A 21,484-nucleotide genomic window follows, 5' to 3' on the forward strand; every position below is an offset into this window, starting at 1 on the left:
TGATCTCCTTTATATTGACTATTACGACACTCAACAGGTGAAAAATAGAATAAATATCGAGTTAATTACTTTTAATATTCTACAATTTAATATTTAACTAACTTATTAACTTAATGTGATTGTGGATTTTATAACAGACGGAAAATATATTGCTGGAATAAATGGATTTTATTCTATTTACATTTATTAGTAACTGATTGAAACTAATGATGATGTTTAATTAAGTTAAATGTCTTAGATGGATTTCAATTGCGTATTAACTAATTTAAGGAAGATTAAAATGAAAGAACTTACTATCGCTGAAACAGAATTAGTATCAGGTGCTGCCTCTACTGGATTCTTAGACAGCATCGGTGGCGCAGTGGTTGGAATGATCGCTGGCGCAATGGGCGTTGCATGGTCCTGCTATAATATTTCTGCTAATACTGACGGCGTAACCAGTGGAATTCTGGCTCCAGCACAGGGTGTCCTTGGTGGCCTGTTTGGCGGTATTTGGGGTGCTGTTTTTGGACTGGTAGTCGGTGCTGCTGAAGGGACTACTGACTCAGTGGCCCGTGCTGATGCAGTTTGGACTAATATCCTCACTGCTGGCTGATAGCTCTCTAAAGCGCTTGGGCAGTAATGACTATTATTGCCCATTTAATGTAGTCCGCTGACTTCCCGTTAACAATTTTATTGGTCACTTTCAGGAAAATTCAACTCAGATACAATTCTATTATTTTAAATGAGTAACGGATTATTTTTTCGAGCGTGATAAATTGCCTGCCTTATTTTTAATAAAAAAACATTGTTAACTGAGCTTCGTTTTTTAAATTTTATCTATATTAATCCCCTCCTCAGTTGGTTGAGCTAGTATGATTTAGATCATCAGGCGTATTGATATTGTGGAAGGCAGCTTCATCATTATCCAGCTGAACAGCATGGCCGCCGTGGTCGCGCAGGAAATGCATCAGACGTCGTTCACCGGCGTGAAGATAGTCATGAAGAGGCACTGCCATCTTCCGATGAATCAGCGCCAGCGTGGGGTGGTCGCGTGATTGTGAGCGGACCCAGACTGCAGGGGCGTCTCCACGTTGTTCAGCCAGCTTTTCAACGAAGTTAAGAGGAACTGCAGGCGTATCACAGGAGCAAAACGCAGCCCATTCACCGTCGATGGCTACTAATGCACTGTAGATACCGGCCAGCGGACCCGGATAGCCATCAAAAACATCCTGCACAACCCGACACCCGCTTAACTGATAGCGATCAATATTACGATTGGCATTAATCATGACAATGTCGACTTGTGGCCTGAGCCGTTCAAGGACATGCTGATAAAGCGGCCTGCCATCCAGTTGCACTAATCCTTTATCCTGACCACCCATACGGCGGCCCTGACCACCAGCCAGAATGATGCCGGTCAATATTGTCATGGCTTTGCCCTCGCTGATGACGCACTGTGAATAACGGAGAAACCTCAATGAAATGCCATCGTTTAAACGAGTTGATCGAACTGCTGCAACCCGCCTGGCAAAAAGAGCCTGACCTGAATCTGGTCACATTTTTACAGAAACTGGCGCAGGAATCTGGTTTCCGTGGCCCGTTAAGTGAATTAACCGACGATGTATTAATTTACCATCTCAAAATGCGTGACTCAGCCAGCGATGATGCGATCCCAGGCCTGAAAAAAGACTATGAAGTTGATTTCAAAACCGCACTGCTCCGCGCACGGGGTGTCATTAAACAGGACGAGTAGTGTTATCCTTGGCTGCTATTTGCAAGGGCAACTACAGGTAATATGATGAGCGACGCTGCTTTCAACTTCCAGACATTGAATCCCGACGTATTGCTTGATGCGCTCTGGGATACAGGAATTCGCGTCGAATCAGGTCTGACAGCCCTGAACAGCTATGAGAACCGGGTTTACCAATTCAGCGATGATGAAAAACGCCGCTATGTCGCGAAGTTTTATCGCCCACAGCGCTGGCGTGCTGAACAGATCGCTGAAGAGCATCAGTATGCGCTCGATCTGCTGGCTGATGAGGTGCCCATCGCGGCACCATTGCGGTTAAAGGGCGAGACACTGCACAGCCACGCTGGCTTCTTCTTTGCCGTATTTCCCAGTCTGGGCGGACGGCAATATGAGACAGACAATGAAGATCAGATGGAATGGGTAGGCCGATTCCTGGGCCGCATTCATCAGACCGGGCGCAAAGCGCTGTTCAACCATCGTCCTGCCATCGGTCTTGATGAGTATCTGCATGAACCCCGACAGGCGCTGGAGCACTCACAATTAGTGCCTGCTTCGCTTAAGACCGCGCTGCTACAGGCTATCGATAAGCTAGGTAACACGCTGCAGCAACAGTGGCGTACCACGTGGCAGCCGCTACGATTACATGGCGACTGTCATCCGGGGAATATCCTGTGGCGCGATGGACCGCTATTTGTCGATCTGGATGATGCCCGTAATGGTCCGGCGGTACAGGATTTGTGGATGCTCATCAGCGGCGATCGACAGGAACAGCGTATACAGTGGGATATTTTGCTGGAGGCTTACAGTGAATTCAGTGACTTTGATATTAATGAATTGTCACTGATTGAACCTTTACGCGCTATGCGCATGGTTTATTATCTGGCCTGGGTTGTCCGACGCTGGCAGGATCCCGCTTTTCCGCGCGCTTTCCCCTGGATGACAGATGAAGATTTCTGGCGCAGGCAAATTTCACTCTTTACCGAGCAGGAGAAGCTGTTGCAGGAACCTCCTCTGCAGCTGACACCGCAATATTAACGACGTAGTCAGGAGAAGTTTTCACGATGAAAAAAATTTGGTTTGCACTGATGGGTTTAGTGCTGGCATTCAGCGCGTCTGCTGCCCAGTTCACTGAAGGTAAACAATATGTGAGTCTGCCAAAACCTGTGGCCAGTGAACCTCAGGTGATGGAGTTCTTCTCCTTCTTCTGCCCGCACTGCTATCAGTTTGAACGTATTTATCACGTTAATGACGCGGTGAAAAAGAATCTGCCTGCTGATACAAAGCTGGTGAAATACCACGTCGATTTCCTTGGTGGTGATCTGGGACCGGTTGTGACTCAGGCATGGGCTGTCGCCATGGCGCTGGGCGTTGAAGATAAGGTGACAGCACCGATCTTTGATGGCATTCAGAAAACGCAGACCATTACCGATCCTGCCAGTCTGAAAGAGGCTTTTGTTAAAGCGGCCGGTATCTCCGCTGCTGACTACGATGCTGCCTGGAACAGCTTTGCCGTAAAAGCGCTGGTTGCACAACAGCAGAAAGCGGCTGCGGATGTTGATCTGCGCGGTGTGCCAGCGATGTTCGTGAATGGCAAATATATGGTGAACAACGGCGGCCTCGATACCAGCTCTATGGACAATTTCGTTGCTGATTACGCGAACGTGGTTAAATTCCTCGTAAGCCAGAAGTAATCTGCCTTACCACCCCATCTGACGCCAGCTCTGCTGGCGTTTTTTTATGCCATTAAACAGAGACGTAAATTTTGTCCATCTCCAGGGCATAAATTTAATATCCACACAAGGGATCACGTAATTAAAAATGGCGATCGGGTCACGGAAATTAAATAAGCTAATGAAAATTATGTATTTTATTAATAGCCAAATCATTTAAGATCCTGAATAGCAGCGCGTTATAATTTTTACGCACAAAGTTATCCACAGAATGATCGTTGCGATCTTTCCTCCAGAACCGTTAAAAACGCGATATATCCTGTGCCTTAGTTCACCATTTCCGCCAGCTTGTGGCATCCTTATAGACCAACCCATAGCAACGAAGACAACACAGACTTATGGCGCAAATAGCAGAAAATCCCCTCATTCTGGTCGATGGCTCATCCTATCTTTATCGCGCGTATCACGCGTTTCCGCCGCTGACCAATAGTGCAGGTGAACCCACTGGCGCCATGTACGGCGTGCTCAACATGCTGAAAAGCCTGCTGGCGCAATATAATCCGAGTCACGTTGCTGTAGTGTTCGATGCCAAAGGCAAAACCTTCAGGGATGAGCTGTTCGAGCATTATAAATCTCATCGTCCGCCGATGCCTGACGAACTGCGGGCGCAAATCGAGCCGCTGCATGAGATGGTGCGGGCGATGGGTCTGCCGCTACTGGCTGTGAGCGGCGTTGAAGCCGATGATGTTATCGGTACGCTGGCGCTGGAAGCGGAGAAAAAAGGCCTTTCAGTGCTAATCAGCACCGGCGACAAGGATATGGCGCAGCTGGTCACGCCAGCCATCACGCTGATTAACACCATGAGCAACACCATCCTGGGGCCGGAAGAGGTCGAGCAGAAATATGGTGTGCCACCAGCCTTAATCATCGATTTTCTGGCCATGATGGGCGACAGCTCAGATAACATCCCTGGCGTTCCCGGCGTGGGTGAGAAAACGGCACAGGCTCTGCTGCAGGGTCTGGGCAGCATGCAGACCATCTATGACAATCTGGATAAAGTAGCGGATCTCGGGTTTCGTGGCGCGAAAACCATGGCGACCAAACTTGAGCAGAATAGGGATGTGGCGTTTCTCTCTTACCAGCTGGCGACCATCAAGACGGACGTCGAGCTGGCGCTGCCCTGTGAAGAGCTCACGGTCACTGAACCCAATGTCGAGGCGCTGCAGACCCTGTTCAGCCGTTATGAGTTCAAACGCTGGCTGAGTGACCTGCAGGATGGGAAATGGCTGCAGGGCAAGAAAAGTAATACTCAGGCACAGAAAGCGCTCTCCGATGAGCCGGTTGCTGTGCCTGAAACCAGCAGCGTATTACCGACCGAGAATTATGTCACCATTCTGGATCAGGATCTTTTTGACAGCTGGCTGGAGAAACTGAAAAACAGCGAGGTCTTCGCCTTTGATCTGGAAACCGACGCGCTGGATACCCTGAGCGCTAACATCGTGGGCATCAGCTTCGCGATTTCGCCCGGCGAAGCCGCCTACCTGCCGGTTGCCCATGACTATCTCGATGCGCCTGAACAACTGGATCGCGCGGCCGTTCTGGCACAGCTCAAGCCCCTGCTGGAAGATGACAGCGCCTGGAAAGTGGGCCAGAACCTGAAATACGATCGTGGCGTACTGAAAAACTACGATATTGAACTGGCCGGTATCAAATTCGACACCATGCTTGAGTCCTATATTCTCAACAGCGTGGTGGGTAAACATGACATGGATAGCCTGGCTGCTCGCTGGCTTAACCACAAAACGGTCACCTTCCAGGAGATCGCTGGTAAAGGCAAAAATCAGCTGACGTTCAATCAAATCGCATTGGAGCAGGCATCCCATTATGCTGCCGAAGATGCCGATGTGACCCTGCAGTTGCATCTGAAGATGTGGCCAGAGCTGGAGAAAGAAGCGGGCCCGAGAAAAGTCTTCGAGCAGATTGAGATGCCATTACTGACGGTAATTTCCAGGATTGAGCGCAATGGCGTGTTAATCGATCAGGCTATTCTGGCGCAACATTCGAAAGAGCTGACTGCCCGACTGGCTGAGCTTGAATTAAAAGCACATGAGCTGGCGGGAGAACCCTTCAACCTCTCATCCACCAAGCAGCTGCAGGTGATCCTGTTTGAAAAACAGGGTATCAAACCCACCAAGAAAACACCGGGCGGTGCGCCGTCAACCAGCGAAGAGGTGTTAGCTGAGCTGGCACTCGACTATCCGCTGCCCAAAGTGATTCTGGAACATCGCGGCTTATCTAAACTTAAGTCGACCTATACGGATAAATTACCCCTGATGATCAACCCGCTGAGCGGGCGGGTGCATACCTCTTATCATCAGGCCGTTACCGCAACCGGTCGCTTATCCTCTGCCGATCCGAATCTGCAAAACATCCCGGTGCGTAATGACGAAGGACGCCGAATCCGTCAGGCCTTTGTCGCGGCCAAAGGTTATCGCATTGTGGCGGCAGACTATTCACAAATCGAACTGCGTATCATGGCGCATCTCTCTCAGGATAAAGGATTACTGGACGCTTTTGCCCAGGGCGAAGATATTCACCGTGCCACGGCATCCGAAGTATTTGGTGTACCACTGGACAAGGTCAGCGCCGAACAGCGCCGTAGTGCGAAAGCGATCAACTTTGGTCTGATCTATGGCATGAGTGCATTTGGTCTTTCGCGCCAGCTGAACATTGGCGCAGGCGAAGCGAAAAAGTATATGGACCTCTACTTTGAACGTTATCCGGGCGTACTGCGCTATATGGAGAACACCCGCCAGCTGGCGGCAAGTAAAGGCTATGTCGAAACGATTGAAGGCCGTCGACTGTGGTTGCCGGATATTAAATCCAGCAATGCCATTCGCCGGAAAGCCGCTGAACGTGCCGCGATCAATGCGCCGATGCAGGGAACGGCAGCAGATATTATCAAGCGGGCGATGATTGCTGTTGATGCGTGGCTGGAACAGCAAAACGACAATAGTGTCAGAATGATCATGCAGGTTCACGATGAACTGGTGTTCGAAGTGAAAGCGGAGGCCGTTGAAGCAGCCAGTCAGAAAATCCGCGCGCTGATGGAAGGTAGCGTGCAGCTCGACGTGCCTTTACTGGTTGAAGTCGGTGTGGGTGACAACTGGGATGAAGCCCACTGATTCACGGCTTCAGGTCGGTTCCACAGAGCGGAATCGACCCTTAGTCAGGTATAAGTAAATCGTTTAATTACCTGGTTTAACCCGGCCAGCGCTGGTACTGAGATTACGCGCTTTTCTAACTGCTTATCGGCTAAACACTTTTTTCGTTATTTAACTACATCGCAACGCTATTTTTGTGATGTGTATGGTAAAAAAAGCCCTGTTTGATGTAAGTAAGCAACAAAAAAGCCTTTGTCACGCACACAAAATCAGGTAAAGTTCGTCGCGTAGGGTACAGAGGTAAGATGTTCTATCTTTCAGACCTTTTACTTCACGTAATCGGATTTGGCTGAATTTAGCCGCCCCAGTCATTCTGTGACTGGGGCGTTTTTTATTGGGCTTTTTGTACCGCCAGCTTCATCGGCACCGTGTTGCCAGTTACTCTTCCCCGTCCTGATCCTCAACCGCCGGTTCAAGCGTATTAAACCAGCTGTCCAGCTTCTGACGAACCTTATCCACGCCGATTTTCTTCAGCGAGGAGAAGAGCTCTACCTGCACATCACCCACGAATTCGAGTGCGGCTTCACGCACGACATTGAGCTGCGCTTTACGGGCACCTGAGGCCAGTTTGTCTGCTTTGGTCAGAAGCAACAGCACCGGAATACCGCTTTCCACTGACCACTGAATCATCTGTCGATCAAGGTCTTTCAGCGGATGACGGATATCCATCAGCACGACCAGTCCTTTCAGGGCCTGACGTTTTTGCAGGTATTCTCCTAATGCACGCTGCCACTTCAGCTTCATCTCTTCCGGCACTTCGGCATAACCGTAACCTGGCAGGTCGACCAGACGCTTACCTTCTTTCACTTCGAACAGGTTAATCAGCTGCGTACGTCCCGGCGTTTTACTGGTACGTGCCAGACCTTTCTGATTGGTTAACGTATTCAGCGCACTCGATTTTCCCGCGTTCGAACGGCCAGCAAAAGCCACTTCAATTCCGGTATCGGCAGGCAGATGACGGATATCCGGCGCGCTCATGACAAAGTGGGTAACGTGATAATTCAATTCAGACAAGGTAACACTCCAGAAAACGCATTAAGGCAATGGCGGCGATTATACGCGTTATGGCGCGAAAGTGCTCAATCACATCTCGATAACAAAGTGTGTAAGAGATTTGCCATTCAGGCTGCAGGTTATTTCGCTTTTTACTTTAATTACTAAAAATAAAAAACATTAAAATTCATAACGTTGACAATAATCGTTCTTTTTTTGAACTAACTATTTTTGACACCGACTTGAGGCTTTTACCAGTTGGTCTACATTATTGTGCAGTGAACGGCAGCACACATCAGGATGATGCGCTCAGGGATGTCAGGAAGGCAACGAGCGGTGGAATGGAAACGGTCAGGGATACGGCCAGAAAGGGATAAGGAAAAGCTCAGGAGTTGAGCAGGCGCGGGATTGACCGGGATGTTACGAGCCGAAAAGGACTTAAAACATGATTCCTTCTTATGAAGGTATGAAATAAGGCGACAGCTTGAGCTGTCGCCTTTTTTCTTTGTCTGGTTTCTGCTAGATTTCGCCGCAATTCTATACTGAATAAAAAAGCCGGGACCGAATACTATGAAGCAACCTGCACGAGCTGCTAACGGCAAACCTGCCGTCAAAGCCAAACGCAAATCGCGTGACGATATCAACCATGAAGCACGCGATCGCAAACGTGATAAAAAGCATCGCGGACACGCATCTGGCAGCCGTGCTAATCCGGCTGCGTCCGAAAGCAACGGCGGACGTCAGGAGAGCAGCGTAAAAGATCCGCGTATCGGCAGTAAAAAACCGGTGGCCCTGATTGCTGAGGGGAAAACCGCAGCCGTTAAGCCAAAGAAAAGCGTGGCAAAACCGGCAGCTGAGAAGAAAGTGCGTCTGACGCCCGAAGAAGAGCTGGCGAAGCTGGAAAATGACGAGCGTCTGGATGCGCTGCTGGATCGTCTGGAAAATGGCGAAACGCTGTCGGCTGAAGATCAGGGCTGGCTGGATGCCTCGCTGGATCGTATCGACGAACTGATGGAGCAGTTAGGCATTGTGATGGATGATGCTGAAGATGAGCAGGCTGAAGAAGATATGTACCGTCTGCTGAAGGGCAACTAAGCAGATTTGATCGGCATGCGGTTTCCGCATGCCGTACTTATCAGGTAAACAACAATGTTTTGGCCTGGATCAATTTTCGCGCTGCTGGCGACATTTTATCTGCTGTGGTTATTGTTTAAACTACGACGCCTGTCGCGGCTGAAGCAACGTTTACGTCGGGTCTCAACCCGCTCACCTTTCATCTCCTCTTCTTCGCGACCTTCTCTCAGACGACGTCATCGGAAGGAGTGAGCATGCCATCGCAGCAGATTGAGTGGGATCAGGCGTTAATTGAAAAGTACAATTATGCCGGCCCGCGTTACACCTCTTATCCCACCGCGCTGGAGTTCAGCGAGCACTATGCGGAAGGCGATTTTCAGCGAGCCGTGGCGCGCTACCCTGACCGTCCGCTGTCACTCTACGTCCATATTCCCTTCTGCCATCGTCTCTGCTACTTCTGCGGCTGCAATAAGATTGTGACCCGTCAGCGCCACAAAGCGGACCGTTATCTGGATGTGCTTGAGCAGGAGATTATTCAGCGTGCGCCGCTGTTTCGTCAGCGTCAGGTCACGCAGCTTCACTGGGGCGGCGGCACGCCAACTTTTCTCGACAATGCGCAGATTTCACGGCTGGTGGGTTTACTGAAGCAACACTTCAGCGTGGCCAGCGATGTTGAAATGTCAATCGAGATTGATCCCCGTGAAATTGAGCTGGATATGATTGATCACCTGCGATCGCTGGGATTCAATCGTCTGAGCATGGGCGTGCAGGATTTCAATAAAGCGGTGCAGGAACGGGTTAACCGGGTGCAGGACGAAGAGGTGATTTTCGGCCTGATGGCGCGCGCCCGTGAACAGGGCTTCAGCTCTGTCAGCATCGACCTGATCTATGGCTTGCCCCTGCAGACGCCAGCCAGCTTTGCCTGGACGCTGGAGCGGGTACTGGCACTCAATCCCGATCGCCTTAGCGTGTTTAACTATGCGCATCTGCCAGCGATGTTCGCGGCACAGCGTAAAATCAAAGAGGACGAACTGCCCTCCGCTCAGCAAAAGCTGGATATCTTACAGCAGACCATCACGACGCTGACTCAGCAGGGCTACCAGTTTATCGGGATGGATCACTTTGCGAAGCCGCAGGATGAGCTGGCCATCGCGCAGCGGAAAGGGCAGCTGCATCGTAATTTCCAGGGATACACGACGCAGGGCGACAGCGATTTGCTGGGGCTTGGCGTTTCAGCCATCAGCATGATTGGCGACAGTTATGCGCAGAACCAGAAAGACCTCAACACCTGGTACAAGAGTGTTGAACAGCAGGGGAATGGCCTGTGGCGCGGCATCGCCTTAACCGACGATGATTGCCTGCGTCGTGACGTGATTAAAACGCTGATCTGTAACTTCTCGCTGGATTTTGCCGCGACAGAAGCGCAATGGGGAATTTGCTTCAGCGACTATTTTGCTGAGGACCTGGCGCTGCTGAAACCGTTAATCGCCGATGGGCTGTTGGTACAAACGGCTGGCGGGCTGGAGGTGACGGGGATTGGCCGGTTACTGATTCGTAATATCTGCATGTGTTTTGATCGTTATCTGCGTCAGAAAGCGCGTCAGCAGCAGTTCTCGCGCGTTATCTGAAGAAACGGGCTGGCAGACCACACCAGCCCGTACTGAACCGCTTACTCCATGCCCAGCTCTTTCAGCTTGCGCGTCAGCGTGTTTCGGCCCCAGCCCAGCAGACGTGCTGCTTCCTGCTTGTGGCCTTGCGTATGACGCAGCGCAGTGGTGAGCAGCGTACGCTCCATCTCTGGCTGGGCTTCTGACAGCAGATTCTGATGACCGGAACGCAGGGCGCGGTCGGCCCACTGTGCCAGCAGGGTTGCCCAGCTGTCAGGCAGCGACTGCACCGGATTTTCCGGGGTACTGGATTCAAACAGTTCTCCGGGCAGATCCTGAATCAGTACTTCCTGGCCCGCCGCCATCACGGTCAGCCAGCGACAGGTGTTCTCCAGCTGACGAACGTTACCGGACCAGTGAAGACGGGTTAAGGCTGTCTCGGTTTCCGGATGCAGAATCTTCGCTTCCACCCCCAGCTCACGGGCCGCCACCTGCAGGAAGTAACGTGCCAGACGCGGGATGTCCTCACGACGCTCACGCAGCGGTGGCAGATGCACGCGAATCACATTCAGGCGGTGGAAAAGGTCCTCACGGAACTTGCCTTCCTGCACGCGTAATTCCAGATTCTGGTGGGTTGCGGCGATAATACGTACATCCACTTTCACTGGCGCATAACCACCAACGCGATAGAACTGGCCATCGGCCAGCACGCGCAGCAGACGGGTCTGCACATCCAGCGGCATATCACCGATCTCATCCAGAAACAGCGTGCCGCCATCCGCCTGCTCAAAACGGCCCTGACGGATCTGGTTGGCGCCGGTAAAGGCACCTTTCTCGTGACCGAACAGTTCGGATTCAATCAAATCTTTGGGAATCGCCGCCATGTTAAGCGCGATGAAAGGCGCTTTGGTACGCGGACTATGGCGATGCAGCGCATGAGCTACCAGCTCTTTACCGGTTCCTGACTCACCGTTGATCAGCACACTGATCGACGAGCGCGATAACCGGCCGATGATACGAAACACATCCTGCATCGCTGGCGCTTCACCAATGATATCGGTGGTGGGTCCGCTGACCGGCTGATTTCGCGGCTGCTGCTGTTCCTGATAGTGACTGATGGCTCGCTCGACCAGCGCCACCGCTTCGTCAATATCAAACGGTTTAGGCAGGTAATCAAAGGCACCCTGCTGATAGGCGCTGACAGCGGCGTCCAGATCCGAATGCGCCGTCATTATGATGACCGGAAGCATCGGATGACGCTGCTTAATCTGTTTCAGCAGCGCCAGGCCATCCATACCGGGCATGCGAATATCTGACAGTAAAACGTCCGGGGTCTTGGTTGAGAGGGCATCCAGCACCTCGCTTGCGCTGTCAAAGGTCGCACAGCTCAAACCGGCTCCAGTGAGCGCGCGTTCAAGCACCCAGCGGATGGAGCTATCGTCATCGACGATCCAGACTATCCCTCGTTGCATAGAAACCTCACTGGCGAATAGGCAGGTAAACCGAAAATTCGGTGTGTCCCGGCCAACTGTTAAATTCTATTTTTCCTGAATGTTGATCAATCAGGCTACGGGCGATGGAGAGGCCTAAACCGGTTCCGCCTTCACGTCCGCTGACCATCGGATAAAACAGCGTATCCTGCAGCTGGGCCGGAATGCCGGGGCCATCATCTTCAATATCAATACGTGCCACCAGGCGATAACGCGTGCCGTGCAGCGTCAACTGGAAAGCAGTGCGGGTGCGGATAACAATGGTGCCACCGTCGTCGCCCAGCGCCTGAAGTGCGTTGCGAACTACGTTAAGCAGCACCTGTTCAATCTGGTCGGGGTCATGCGGCAGTTCCGGCAGGCTGGGGTCGTAATCCCGTACCAGCGAAACATTCTCCGGCAGCTCCATCGACACCAGATTGACCACCCGTTCGGCCACCTGATGAATGCTCTGCGTGATGTGCATGCCTGGCTGCTGCGGACCTAACAGACGATCCACCAGATTTCGCAACCGGTCGGCCTGTTCAATAATCACTTTGGTGTATTCATTCAGTGACGGATCGGGCAGGGCGCGGGATAGAAGCTGTGCCGCGCCGCGTAATCCGCCCAACGGATTTTTAATCTCATGTGCCAGACCGCGAACCAGATCGCGAGCGGCGACCTGCTGCGCGTGCTGTAACTGCTCCTGACTGAGGCGACGCTGATTATCCATCGGCGCCATTTCCATCAGGATTAAGCCATCGGGTAACCGCTGGGCGGTCAGCGACATAATATGTGCGCGACCATCTACCACCAGCGTGACCTCACTGTCAGTAAATCCCTGGCCAGCCTCAAGACTCTCGCGCATCACCTCAATATTCAGCGAAAAGTAGCCGGTTAATTCCGGTAATGGTGTGCCGAACAATTTGCGTGAGCTTTGCGCCAGTAATTGCTGCGCCGCCGGATTGGCGTAATGAATAACCAGATCGTTATCCACTAACAAAATACTGTTGATTAACGCGTTGAGAATCTGCCCTGCATCGGGCAGAGAGCCAGTTGCCATACAACGTTCCTCTGCACCAGTCAGGTGCATTTTAGTCTTTAAGCCGAAAAGAGGGCGAATGAACGGTGAATTCGCGGAGAAAAAAGCCCATCCGAAGATGGGCTAAAAGTTTCCACGGCAACAAAAACGTCTGACCAGTTAAACGCTGTAGTAAAGCTCGAACTCAACCGGGTGTGGCGTCATGCGAACGCGATCCATCTCTGCTTTACGCAGTTCGATGTAAGCATCGATCGATTCGTCTGTGAATACACCGCCACGAGTCAGGAACTCGCGGTCTTCGTTCAGTGCATTCAGCGCTTCTTCCAGCGAGCCTGCAACTTTTGGAATCTCAGCTTCTTCTTCCGGTGGCAGGTCATACAGGTTCTTATCCATCGCGTCGCCAGGATGGATTTTGTTGATGATGCCATCCAGGCCAGCCATCAGCAGAGCGGTGAACGCCAGGTATGGGTTAGCGGCTGGATCCGGGAAGCGCGCTTCGATACGACGAGCTTTCGGGCTGGCAACAACCGGGATACGGATTGAGGCAGAACGGTTACGGGCAGAGTAAGCCAGCATAACCGGTGCTTCATAACCTGGGACCAGACGCTTGTAAGAGTTGGTTGTCGGGTTCGCCAGGGCGTTGATCGCTTTCGCGTGCTTGATGATACCGCCGATGTAGAACAGCGCCATTTCAGACAGGCCGCCGTACTTATCGCCGGCAAACAGGTTCTGGCCACCTTTAGAGAGTGACATGTGGCAGTGCATGCCTGAACCGTTGTCGCCAAACATTGGCTTCGGCATAAAGGTCGCCGTTTTGCCGTAAGCGTGCGCAACGTTGTGGACGACATATTTGTAGATCTGAATTTCGTCCGCTTTTTTGGTCATGGTGTTGAAGCGGGTTGCCACTTCGTTCTGACCTGCGGTCGCCACTTCGTGGTGATGCGCTTCAACAACCAGACCCATCTGCTCCATGGTCAGACACATGGCAGAACGGATGTCCTGTGATGAGTCAACCGGTGGAACCGGGAAGTAGCCGCCTTTCAGACCCGGACGGTGACCTTTGTTACCGCCTTCGTACTCTTTACCGGTGTTCCATGCCGCTTCGATATCGTCGATAGCCACATGTGAGCCGGACGTTGATGAACCGAAACGGATGTCATCGAACAGGAAGAATTCGGGTTCTGGTCCAAACAGCACGGTGTCCGCGATGCCGGAAGAGCGCAGGTAATCTTCAGCGCGCTTGGCGATAGAGCGTGGATCGCGATCGTAGCCCTGCATGGTGCCTGGCTCAAGAATGTCACAACGGATGATCAGCGTAGAATCTTCGAAGAAAGGATCCATGACTGCCGTAGTGGCGTCAGGCATCAGCACCATGTCTGATTCGTTAATGCCTTTCCAGCCGCCAATAGACGAACCATCGAACATTTTGCCTTCTTCGAAGAAGTCAGCGTTAACCTGGTGAGCAGGGATCGTAACGTGCTGTTCTTTACCTTTGGTATCGGTAAAACGCAGGTCAACAAACTTAACTTCATGCTCGTTCATCATCGAGAGAACGTGTTCAGCGGACATACTCAACTCTCCTGGAAATGGTCTTTCATTATCTACATGGCGAGGAAACGTCGTTTCCGGAATCCATTGCGGGAAAACACCTCCCTGACCAACTTCACCCGGCACGCTCTTCAACCGACATCTGTCTGGCGTTTACGCTTGATTTAGATAAAGCGAATTCTGTGCCAACTTTTTTGATGTTGCTTAAATCGCCTTGTGATGCACCTTTTTGTCATAAAGCGCCTGCACCACAATGGTCTTAATGCACCATTGTGGTGCTTAGCGGTGATTTTTTAGCACTATTTTGGTGCGCAGGACCAACTTAGTGCATTTTCTGCACCGGGAACAGGGCAAATTTGCGCCGATGCAATAAACTTTCAGTGAAAAGTGTGATCCTGTTCAGTCTTCCGCTTAATCCGTGTACAATACCGCGCTATTTCTAATGCCTGAGGCAAAGCTGTGATCGAAAATTTGCGTAACATCGCCATCATCGCGCACGTTGACCATGGAAAGACCACCCTGGTTGACAAACTGCTGCAACAATCCGGTACTTTTGATGCCCGTACCGAAGCAACCGAGCGCGTGATGGACTCCAATGATTTGGAGAAAGAGCGTGGGATTACCATCCTCGCAAAAAACACCGCCATTAAGTGGAATGACTACCGTATCAACATCGTTGATACCCCAGGACACGCCGACTTCGGTGGTGAAGTTGAGCGCGTCATGTCCATGGTGGACTCGGTGCTGCTGGTTGTAGATGCGATGGATGGCCCTATGCCGCAAACCCGCTTTGTGACCAAAAAAGCGTTCGCGCATGGTCTGAAGCCGATTGTGGTTATCAACAAAGTAGACCGCCCTGGTGCGCGTCCGGATTGGGTTGTGGATCAGGTATTTGACCTGTTCGTAAACCTGGATGCCACTGACGAGCAGCTCGACTTCCCTATCATTTTCGCCTCTGCGCTGAATGGTATTGCGGGTCTTGAGCACACCGACATGGCTGACGATATGACCCCGCTGTATCAGGCTATCGTTGATCACGTTGCGCCTCCGCAGGTTGAGGCTGATGCCCCACTGCAGATGCAAATCTCTCAGCTGGACTACAACAACTACCTGGGCGTGATCGGCATCGGCCGTATCAAGCGCGGTAAAGTTAAGCCTAACCAGCAAGTCACTATCATCGATAGCGAAGGCAAAACCCGTAACGCTAAAGTCGGTAAAGTCCTGACTCATCTGGGTCTTGAGCGTATCGATAGCGATCTGGCAGAAGCGGGCGATATCATTGCTATCACCGGTCTGGGCGAGCTGAACATCTCCGACACTATCTGTGACACGCAGAATGTGGAAGCGTTGCCAGCACTGAGCGTCGATGAACCAACTGTAACCATGTTCTTTAACGTCAACACCTCACCGTTCTGCGGTAAAGAAGGTAAGTACGTGACTTCACGTCAGATCCTTGAGCGTCTGAACAAAGAACTGGTTCACAACGTAGCACTGCGTGTTGAAGAAACTGAAGATTCTGACGCCTTCCGCGTATCAGGTCGTGGTGAACTTCACCTGTCAGTCCTGATCGAAAACATGCGTCGTGAAGGTTTCGAGCTGGCGGTATCCCGTCCGAAAGTTATCTTCCGTGAAATCGATGGCCGTAAACAAGAGCCATTTGAGAACGTTACGCTGGATATCGAAGAGACGCATCAGGGTTCCGTTATGCAAGCCATGGGTGAGCGTAAAGGCGATCTGAAAAACATGGATCCGGATGGCAAAGGCCGCGTACGTCTCGACTACGTGATCCCAAGCCGTGGCCTGATTGGCTTCCGTAACGAATTCATGACCATGACGTCCGGTACCGGTCTGCTCTACTCTACCTTCAGCCACTACGACGATATTCGTCCAGGCGAAGTGGGCCAGCGTCAGAACGGCGTACTGATCTCTAATGGTCAGGGTAAAGCCGTCGCGTTCGCCCTGTTCGGTCTGCAGGATCGCGGTAAGCTGTTCCTGGGTCACGGTGCAGAAGTCTATGAAGGCCAGATCATCGGTATTCACAGCCGTTCTAACGACCTGACCGTAAACTGTCTGACCGGTAAGAAGCTGACCAACATGCGTGCTTCCGGTACTGATGAAGCAACGACCCTGGTTCCACCGCAGAAAATGACACTGGAACAGGCTATCGAGTTCATCGATGATGACGAACTGGTAGAAGTAACACCACTGTCAGTGCGTATCCGTAAACGTCACCTGACTGAAAACGACCGTAAACGTGCTTCACGTGGTCCTAAAGACGCATAAGTGCGCCTTTAACTGATAAAAAGCCCCGCATGCGGGGCTTTTTTTTGCCTGAAATTCCGGCTTCTCCAGTCGGGCCAGTAAATATCTGGGTGCGTTCTATCCACCTTCTGGCGTTTACGCTTTTCTCTCCACGCGTGCCTGTTCAGCCTGCACTTTTGCCGCTAGAGTGAATACTCCAGGGAACAGAAGGAGACACACCATGCTGTATATCTTTGATTTGGGCAACGTGATTATTGATATCGACTTTAACCGCGTGCTGGGTGTCTGGAGTGACCTTAGCCGTGTGCCGCTGGCCTCGCTGCAAAGCCATTTCCAGATGGATGAAGCGTTTGAACAACACGAACGTGGAGAACTCAGCGATGAAGACTTCGCGCTGGCGCTGTGTGAAAAGCTGGCAATAGCGCTGAGTTATGAACAGTTTACTGCTGGCTGGCAGGCGGTCTTCGTAGACGTGCGTCCTGAAACCCTGGCGCTGATGAATCGGCTGCGGCTTGAAGGTCATCGGGTGGTGATTCTCTCTAACACCAATAAGCTGCATTGTGAATTCTGGCCGACGCAGTATCCCGACGTACAGCAGGCAGCTGACAAACTCTATCTCTCGCAGGAGCTGGGTATGCGTAAACCGGAAGCCCGGATTTATCAGCATGTGCTGGACGCGGAGGGTGTGACTGCCGATCAGGCGGTGTTTTTCGACGATAACCCGGAGAACATTGAGGCGGCACGCGCTCTGGGCATTGAAAGTGTACTGGTTACTGACAGTAAAACGGTACCTGACTGGTTTGCAGGTCAACCGTAACTCATGATGTCACGTAAATTTCGTCCCGGGCTGCATGCGTTCTGGTTGTGGCTCAAATTGTTGTGGAAACGCATAGATGAGGATGGCATGACGACGCAGGCTGGTAATCTGGCCTATGTCTCATTGCTGGCGCTGGTACCACTGATTGCGGTGGTGTTTGCGCTGTTTGCTGCGTTTCCGGTCTTCTCTGATATCAGCGTGCAGTTAAAACAGTTTGTCTTTAACAATCTGATGCCGGCTGCAGGCAACACGCTGCAACGCTATCTTGAGCAGTTTGTGGCTAACGTCAACCGGATGACGGCGGTTGGTGCCGTCGGCCTGATCGTAACGGCCTTACTGCTGATGCATTCGGTTGATACCGCGTTGAATACCATCTGGCGCAGCAACAAGAAGCGGCCGATGGTTTACTCCTTTGCGGTCTACTGGATGATCCTGACGCTCGGCCCGCTTCTGGCCGGTGCCAGCCTGGCGATCAGCTCCTATCTGCTGTCACTGCGCTGGATTAATGCGACCGGCGTCACCAGCCTGGTCGACCAGATGCTGCGCATTTTCCCGCTTCTGCTGTCGTGGCTCGCCTTCTGGTTGCTCTACAGCATTGTACCCACCCAGCGGGTGCCGCCACGCGATGCGCTGATTGGCGCGCTGGTAGCGGGTGCGCTATTTGAGCTGGGTAAAAAGGGCTTTGCGCTCTATGTTACTATGTTCCCCTCTTATCAGCTGATCTACGGCGTACTGGCCGTGATCCCCATTCTGTTTCTCTGGGTCTACTGGACCTGGTGTATTGTGTTGTTAGGCGCTGAAATTACCGTCGCGTTAGCCGACTATCGGCAGTTAAAACAGCAGCACAAAGAAGAACAACACGAGGAAACATGATTGCATTGATTCAACGCGTGCAGCGTGCCAGCGTCAGCGTCGATCAGAACGTAATCGGCGAAATCGGTGCCGGTTTACTGGTTTTACTGGGCGTGGAAAGGGGTGATGACAATGCGCGTGCGGAACGTCTCGCAGAACGCGTACTGGGCTATCGCATCTTTAGTGATGAACAGGGCAAAATGAACCTGAGTGTTCGTCAGGCGGGCGGAAGCGTGCTGGTGGTGTCGCAGTTTACGCTGGCCGCAGATACGCAAAAAGGGATGCGCCCCTCCTTTTCAGGTGGTGCGGAACCTGCTGAGGCCGAACGCCTGTATGATTACTTCAGCGATTACTGTCGCCAGCAGGGCATGACCACGGCGAATGGCCGTTTTGCGGCGGATATGCAGGTCTCGCTGGTGAATGATGGTCCTGTGACGTTCTGGTTACAGGTGTGAGATCGCAAGCGGAGCGGCAGGGAACAGGCCACCTATCCGAGCGGGAGAAACATTACATGTATCACCTTCGCGTGCCACAGACGGCGGAAGAGCTGGATATCTATTATCAGTTCCGCTGGGAAATGTTGCGTAAACCATTGCGTCAGCCGCAGGGGTCGGAACGTGACGCCTGGGATGCCCTGGCGCATCATCAAATGGTGGTTGATGAGCAGGGAAATCCGGTCGCCATAGGCCGTCTCTACATCAACGCCGACAATGAGGCGGCTATCCGCTTCATGGCCGTTCATCCGTCGGTGCAGGGGAAAGGGCTGGGTACGCTGATGGCGATGACCCTGGAGTCGGTCGCGCGTCAGGAAGGCGCTAAGCGGGTAACCTGCAGCGCCCGCGAGGATGCGGTCGCCTTCTTCGCTAAGCTCGGCTATATCAATCAGGGTGAGATTACCGCGCCGCAGACGACGCCGGTACGCCACTTTCTGATGATCAAGCCGGTCGTTACGCTTGATGATATCCTGCATCGCGCCGACTGGTGCGGTCAGCTGCAACAGGCCTGGTATGATCATATTCCGCTCAGCGAGAAGATGGGGGTGCGTATCCTGCAGTTTACCGGGCAGAAATTTATCACCACTATGCCTGAAGCGGGCAACCAGAATCCACATCACACGCTGTTCGCCGGCAGCCTGTTCTCGCTTGCCACGCTGACCGGCTGGGGATTGATCTGGTTGCTGCTGCGCGAGCGCCATCTCGGCGGCACCATTATTCTGGCAGATGCGCACATTCGCTACAGCCGTCCGATCAGCGGACGGCCTGGCGCGATTGCCGATCTCGGCTCACTAAGCGGCGACCTTGACCGTCTGGCACGCGGACGTAAAGCACGCGTTCAGCTTGAAGTGGAGCTGTTTGGCGATGATGAATGTGGCGCGGTGTTTGAGGGCGTTTACATCGTTCTGCCAGCCGATCCGGATGGGCCGCTGGAAGAGGGCGGTTCCGGCGCACGTATCAATTAATCATAAGGGCCGCATTTGCGGCCCTTATGTTATTAACGTACCTCGCCTGCCTGCATGGTCTGCTGCACCTGCTGACTGTCGGTTGTCACCGACAGTGTGCCATTAACCGTCGGGCGTATTGGCTGGCCTGCGGCTAAAGCGCCGCTCAGTTGCAGCTGCATATTGCTGTCACCGGTTAACGGCAATGCGGGCCATCCCCAGTTCTGCAACACATTCACCGGCACTGCTCGCCCCGTCAGTTGCAGCGTAAGCGGACGGGCTGGCTGCTGGCCGACGGTAGCCGTCCCTTCCATCAGGCCCTTGTTACTGAACGCACTCAGCTCGGTCACCTGAATCTGTTGTGGGTCGGCACTCAGCGCAATCGACGGGTGACGCAGATCGGTGCGGTTAAAGGTCGACTCTGCCGCGTTCAGGCTGAGCTTACCCGACCAGATCCCCCACTGATGCTGCTGCGCCAGCAGCAGGTTCTCGCCGGAACCATCCAGTGAGGTCAGCTGGAAGGGAAACGCCGGATTGATGTCGATAATCAGGTTACGATTAGAGGTGAAACGCGTCACCGCTACGCTATCCAGCCACGCGGGCAGTGCCGCCTGCCAGCGGTCGCGCCAGTCCTGCGGCAGGGTATATTCCAGTCCGGCAACAGCCAGATTTTTCAGCGTCAGGCGTTTATCGCTGCGTGACCAGTCACCGTCAGCCCGAATCACCCCGTTCGCCCAGCGAGAACTGAACTGCGTCAGCGCCAGGCCCTGCGGAGAGAAATCCAGGGTAACGATAGGGTCATTAAGCTCGAATCCACCGTTGATAAAATTGCTGGCATTCAGCGCCAGCGAACCATCATTACTCTGCCAGTCATCGCCCTGCCAGTTAACGTTTCTCAGCGTCAGGTCAAGATCTGTCACCGCCCAGTCAGGCCCCTGCAGGCGGGCATCAGTCATGTCGAGGCGCGTAATCGCAATCGAGGGAACCACCTGCAGGCTATGCAGGAAATCTTTCAGGCTGCTGGCGGTCTGCAGACGAATATCATTCAGTCGCAGCTGATTAATTTTCCAGTTGCCCTGGGCATCGCGCTCACCGTTGCCGGTCATGGAACCACGCGCCAGGTCGGCACCCATATTGTCAAAGCGCATTCGTCCTTCGGAAACACTGCCCTGAATCAGGACGTTTTCAGCTGGCACCTTATTCAGCGTCATGCTGCCTGCGCTCATCTGGAAGCGGGCATCGCGGCCCAGCATATCAAGGGCTGTGGGTTTCCACGGCAGAATGCCGCCATTAACCTGCTGAGCAAACAGCGGTAGCGTGCTGTTGGGGCTGTCGATACGCATGTTATTGAGCTGCAGGCGATCGGCCTGAATGGGTAGCGCACTGCCTGGCGTCAGGTTGGCCAGATTGACTTCCCCGTCGCGCAGTTCAAGACTGCTGAAATGCAGCGGATCGCTGAACTGAATCAGTGCCAGACCGAGATCGACCCGTTTCGCTACCAGAACCGCAGGCTGCCCATCATGACCAAAGCTGAAGTCATCCAGAATGATGTGAGAGGGAGAAGAGAAATTGTGTTCAATTTTACTCAGGGAGAGATGCCATTCGGTTTTGTCGCTCACCCAACGGCTAAACCAGCCTGCACCCCACTGTGTCTGCAGAAGCACATAGATCACCACGAGGATGAAAAGCAGCAGCAAAAGTAAGGTGAGGAAAAACTTTCCAATAAATTTCATAGCATCCTTCCCGAGTTAAATCCGGT

18 protein-coding genes are annotated in these 21,484 nt (G+C 52.6%); 12 read left to right on the top strand and 6 right to left on the bottom strand.

Translation table 11 applies throughout. The features are described from left to right. Positions 1-280 precede the first annotated feature (280 nt). Positions 281-595 carry a hypothetical protein gene (locus IV493_RS18005; protein WP_041457144.1) on the top strand — a complete coding sequence of 105 codons (315 nt, stop codon included), beginning with the start codon at positions 281-283 and terminating at the stop codon, positions 593-595. A gap of 241 nt (positions 596-836) precedes the next feature. Here IV493_RS18005 and mobA read toward each other — a convergent pair whose 3' ends face one another. Beyond that, positions 837-1,412: a molybdenum cofactor guanylyltransferase MobA gene (gene mobA, locus IV493_RS18010; protein ID WP_195857546.1), complete on the bottom strand. Its 576-nt coding sequence runs from the start codon at positions 1,410-1,412 to the stop codon at positions 837-839. Between the two features lie 47 nt (positions 1,413-1,459). On the opposite strand from mobA, the gene IV493_RS18015 reads away from it, so the two are divergent. From IV493_RS18015 to polA, 4 genes are all read left to right on the top strand, one after another. Next, entirely contained in the window at positions 1,460-1,735 is a 276-nt protein-coding gene (locus IV493_RS18015) for a YihD family protein (protein WP_033734564.1), read from the top strand. Positions 1,736-1,780: 45 nt separating this feature from the next. Further along, positions 1,781-2,767, top strand: a complete 987-nt coding sequence (locus tag IV493_RS18020) for a serine/threonine protein kinase (protein ID WP_195858202.1) — start codon at positions 1,781-1,783, stop codon at positions 2,765-2,767. A 26-nt stretch (positions 2,768-2,793) separates the two neighbouring features. Then, positions 2,794-3,423: a thiol:disulfide interchange protein DsbA gene (gene dsbA, locus IV493_RS18025; protein WP_013359539.1), complete on the top strand. Its 630-nt coding sequence runs from the start codon at positions 2,794-2,796 to the stop codon at positions 3,421-3,423. Between the two features lie 377 nt (positions 3,424-3,800). Beyond that, entirely contained in the window at positions 3,801-6,587 is a 2,787-nt protein-coding gene (polA, locus tag IV493_RS18030; protein ID WP_195857547.1) for a DNA polymerase I, read from the top strand. A 417-nt stretch (positions 6,588-7,004) separates the two neighbouring features. On the opposite strand, the gene yihA is transcribed toward polA, so the two are convergent. Beyond that, complete coding sequence (yihA, locus tag IV493_RS18035) at positions 7,005-7,640, bottom strand: ribosome biogenesis GTP-binding protein YihA/YsxC (protein WP_013359537.1); 636 nt, start codon at positions 7,638-7,640, stop codon at positions 7,005-7,007. Between the two features lie 549 nt (positions 7,641-8,189). Between yihA and yihI the strand changes: the two genes are divergently transcribed. Then, a complete protein-coding gene (gene yihI, locus IV493_RS18040) occupies positions 8,190-8,714 on the top strand; it encodes a Der GTPase-activating protein YihI (RefSeq protein WP_033784327.1) in 525 nt (174 codons plus the stop codon). Positions 8,715-8,947: 233 nt separating this feature from the next. Then, positions 8,948-10,321: an oxygen-independent coproporphyrinogen III oxidase gene (gene hemN / locus IV493_RS18045; protein ID WP_013359535.1), complete on the top strand. Its 1,374-nt coding sequence runs from the start codon at positions 8,948-8,950 to the stop codon at positions 10,319-10,321. 41 nt (positions 10,322-10,362) lie between these two features. Here hemN and glnG read toward each other — a convergent pair whose 3' ends face one another. The 3 genes from glnG to glnA all read right to left on the bottom strand — a co-directional run bounded on the left by glnG (position 10,363) and on the right by glnA (position 14,377). Next, positions 10,363-11,772, bottom strand: a complete 1,410-nt coding sequence (glnG, locus tag IV493_RS18050; protein ID WP_010258440.1) for a nitrogen regulation protein NR(I) — start codon at positions 11,770-11,772, stop codon at positions 10,363-10,365. Positions 11,773-11,779: 7 nt separating this feature from the next. Next, positions 11,780-12,829 carry a nitrogen regulation protein NR(II) gene (gene glnL / locus IV493_RS18055; protein WP_013359534.1) on the bottom strand — a complete coding sequence of 350 codons (1,050 nt, stop codon included), beginning with the start codon at positions 12,827-12,829 and terminating at the stop codon, positions 11,780-11,782. A 138-nt stretch (positions 12,830-12,967) separates the two neighbouring features. Continuing rightward, complete coding sequence (gene glnA, locus IV493_RS18060; RefSeq protein WP_013359533.1) at positions 12,968-14,377, bottom strand: glutamate--ammonia ligase; 1,410 nt, start codon at positions 14,375-14,377, stop codon at positions 12,968-12,970. 438 nt (positions 14,378-14,815) lie between these two features. On the opposite strand from glnA, the gene typA reads away from it, so the two are divergent. From typA to fabY, 5 genes are all read left to right on the top strand, one after another. Next, positions 14,816-16,639, top strand: coding sequence for a ribosome-dependent GTPase TypA (gene typA, locus IV493_RS18065; RefSeq protein WP_013359532.1), 1,824 nt, complete (start codon positions 14,816-14,818; stop codon positions 16,637-16,639). A 199-nt stretch (positions 16,640-16,838) separates the two neighbouring features. Beyond that, the gene (gene yihX / locus IV493_RS18070) at positions 16,839-17,435 is read left to right on the top strand and encodes a glucose-1-phosphatase (protein ID WP_033784325.1); all 597 of its coding nucleotides are present in this window, start codon (positions 16,839-16,841) and stop codon (positions 17,433-17,435) included. Positions 17,436-17,438: 3 nt separating this feature from the next. After that, positions 17,439-18,308, top strand: a complete 870-nt coding sequence (locus tag IV493_RS18075; RefSeq protein ID WP_013359530.1) for a virulence factor BrkB family protein — start codon at positions 17,439-17,441, stop codon at positions 18,306-18,308. Continuing rightward, the gene (dtd, locus tag IV493_RS18080) at positions 18,305-18,742 is read left to right on the top strand and encodes a D-aminoacyl-tRNA deacylase (RefSeq protein WP_195857548.1); all 438 of its coding nucleotides are present in this window, start codon (positions 18,305-18,307) and stop codon (positions 18,740-18,742) included. Before IV493_RS18075 ends, dtd begins: the two co-directional genes overlap by 4 nt. Before the next feature lie 56 nt (positions 18,743-18,798). After that, positions 18,799-19,746, top strand: a complete 948-nt coding sequence (fabY, locus tag IV493_RS18085; protein WP_013359528.1) for a fatty acid biosynthesis protein FabY — start codon at positions 18,799-18,801, stop codon at positions 19,744-19,746. A gap of 32 nt (positions 19,747-19,778) precedes the next feature. Here fabY and IV493_RS18090 read toward each other — a convergent pair whose 3' ends face one another. Beyond that, complete coding sequence (locus IV493_RS18090) at positions 19,779-21,458, bottom strand: AsmA family protein (RefSeq protein WP_013359527.1); 1,680 nt, start codon at positions 21,456-21,458, stop codon at positions 19,779-19,781. Between the last annotated feature and the right edge of the window lie 26 nt (positions 21,459-21,484).

It is taken from the genome of Pantoea sp. SM3640 (assembly GCF_015654165.1).
Classification (GTDB): domain Bacteria; phylum Pseudomonadota; class Gammaproteobacteria; order Enterobacterales; family Enterobacteriaceae; genus Pantoea; species Pantoea vagans.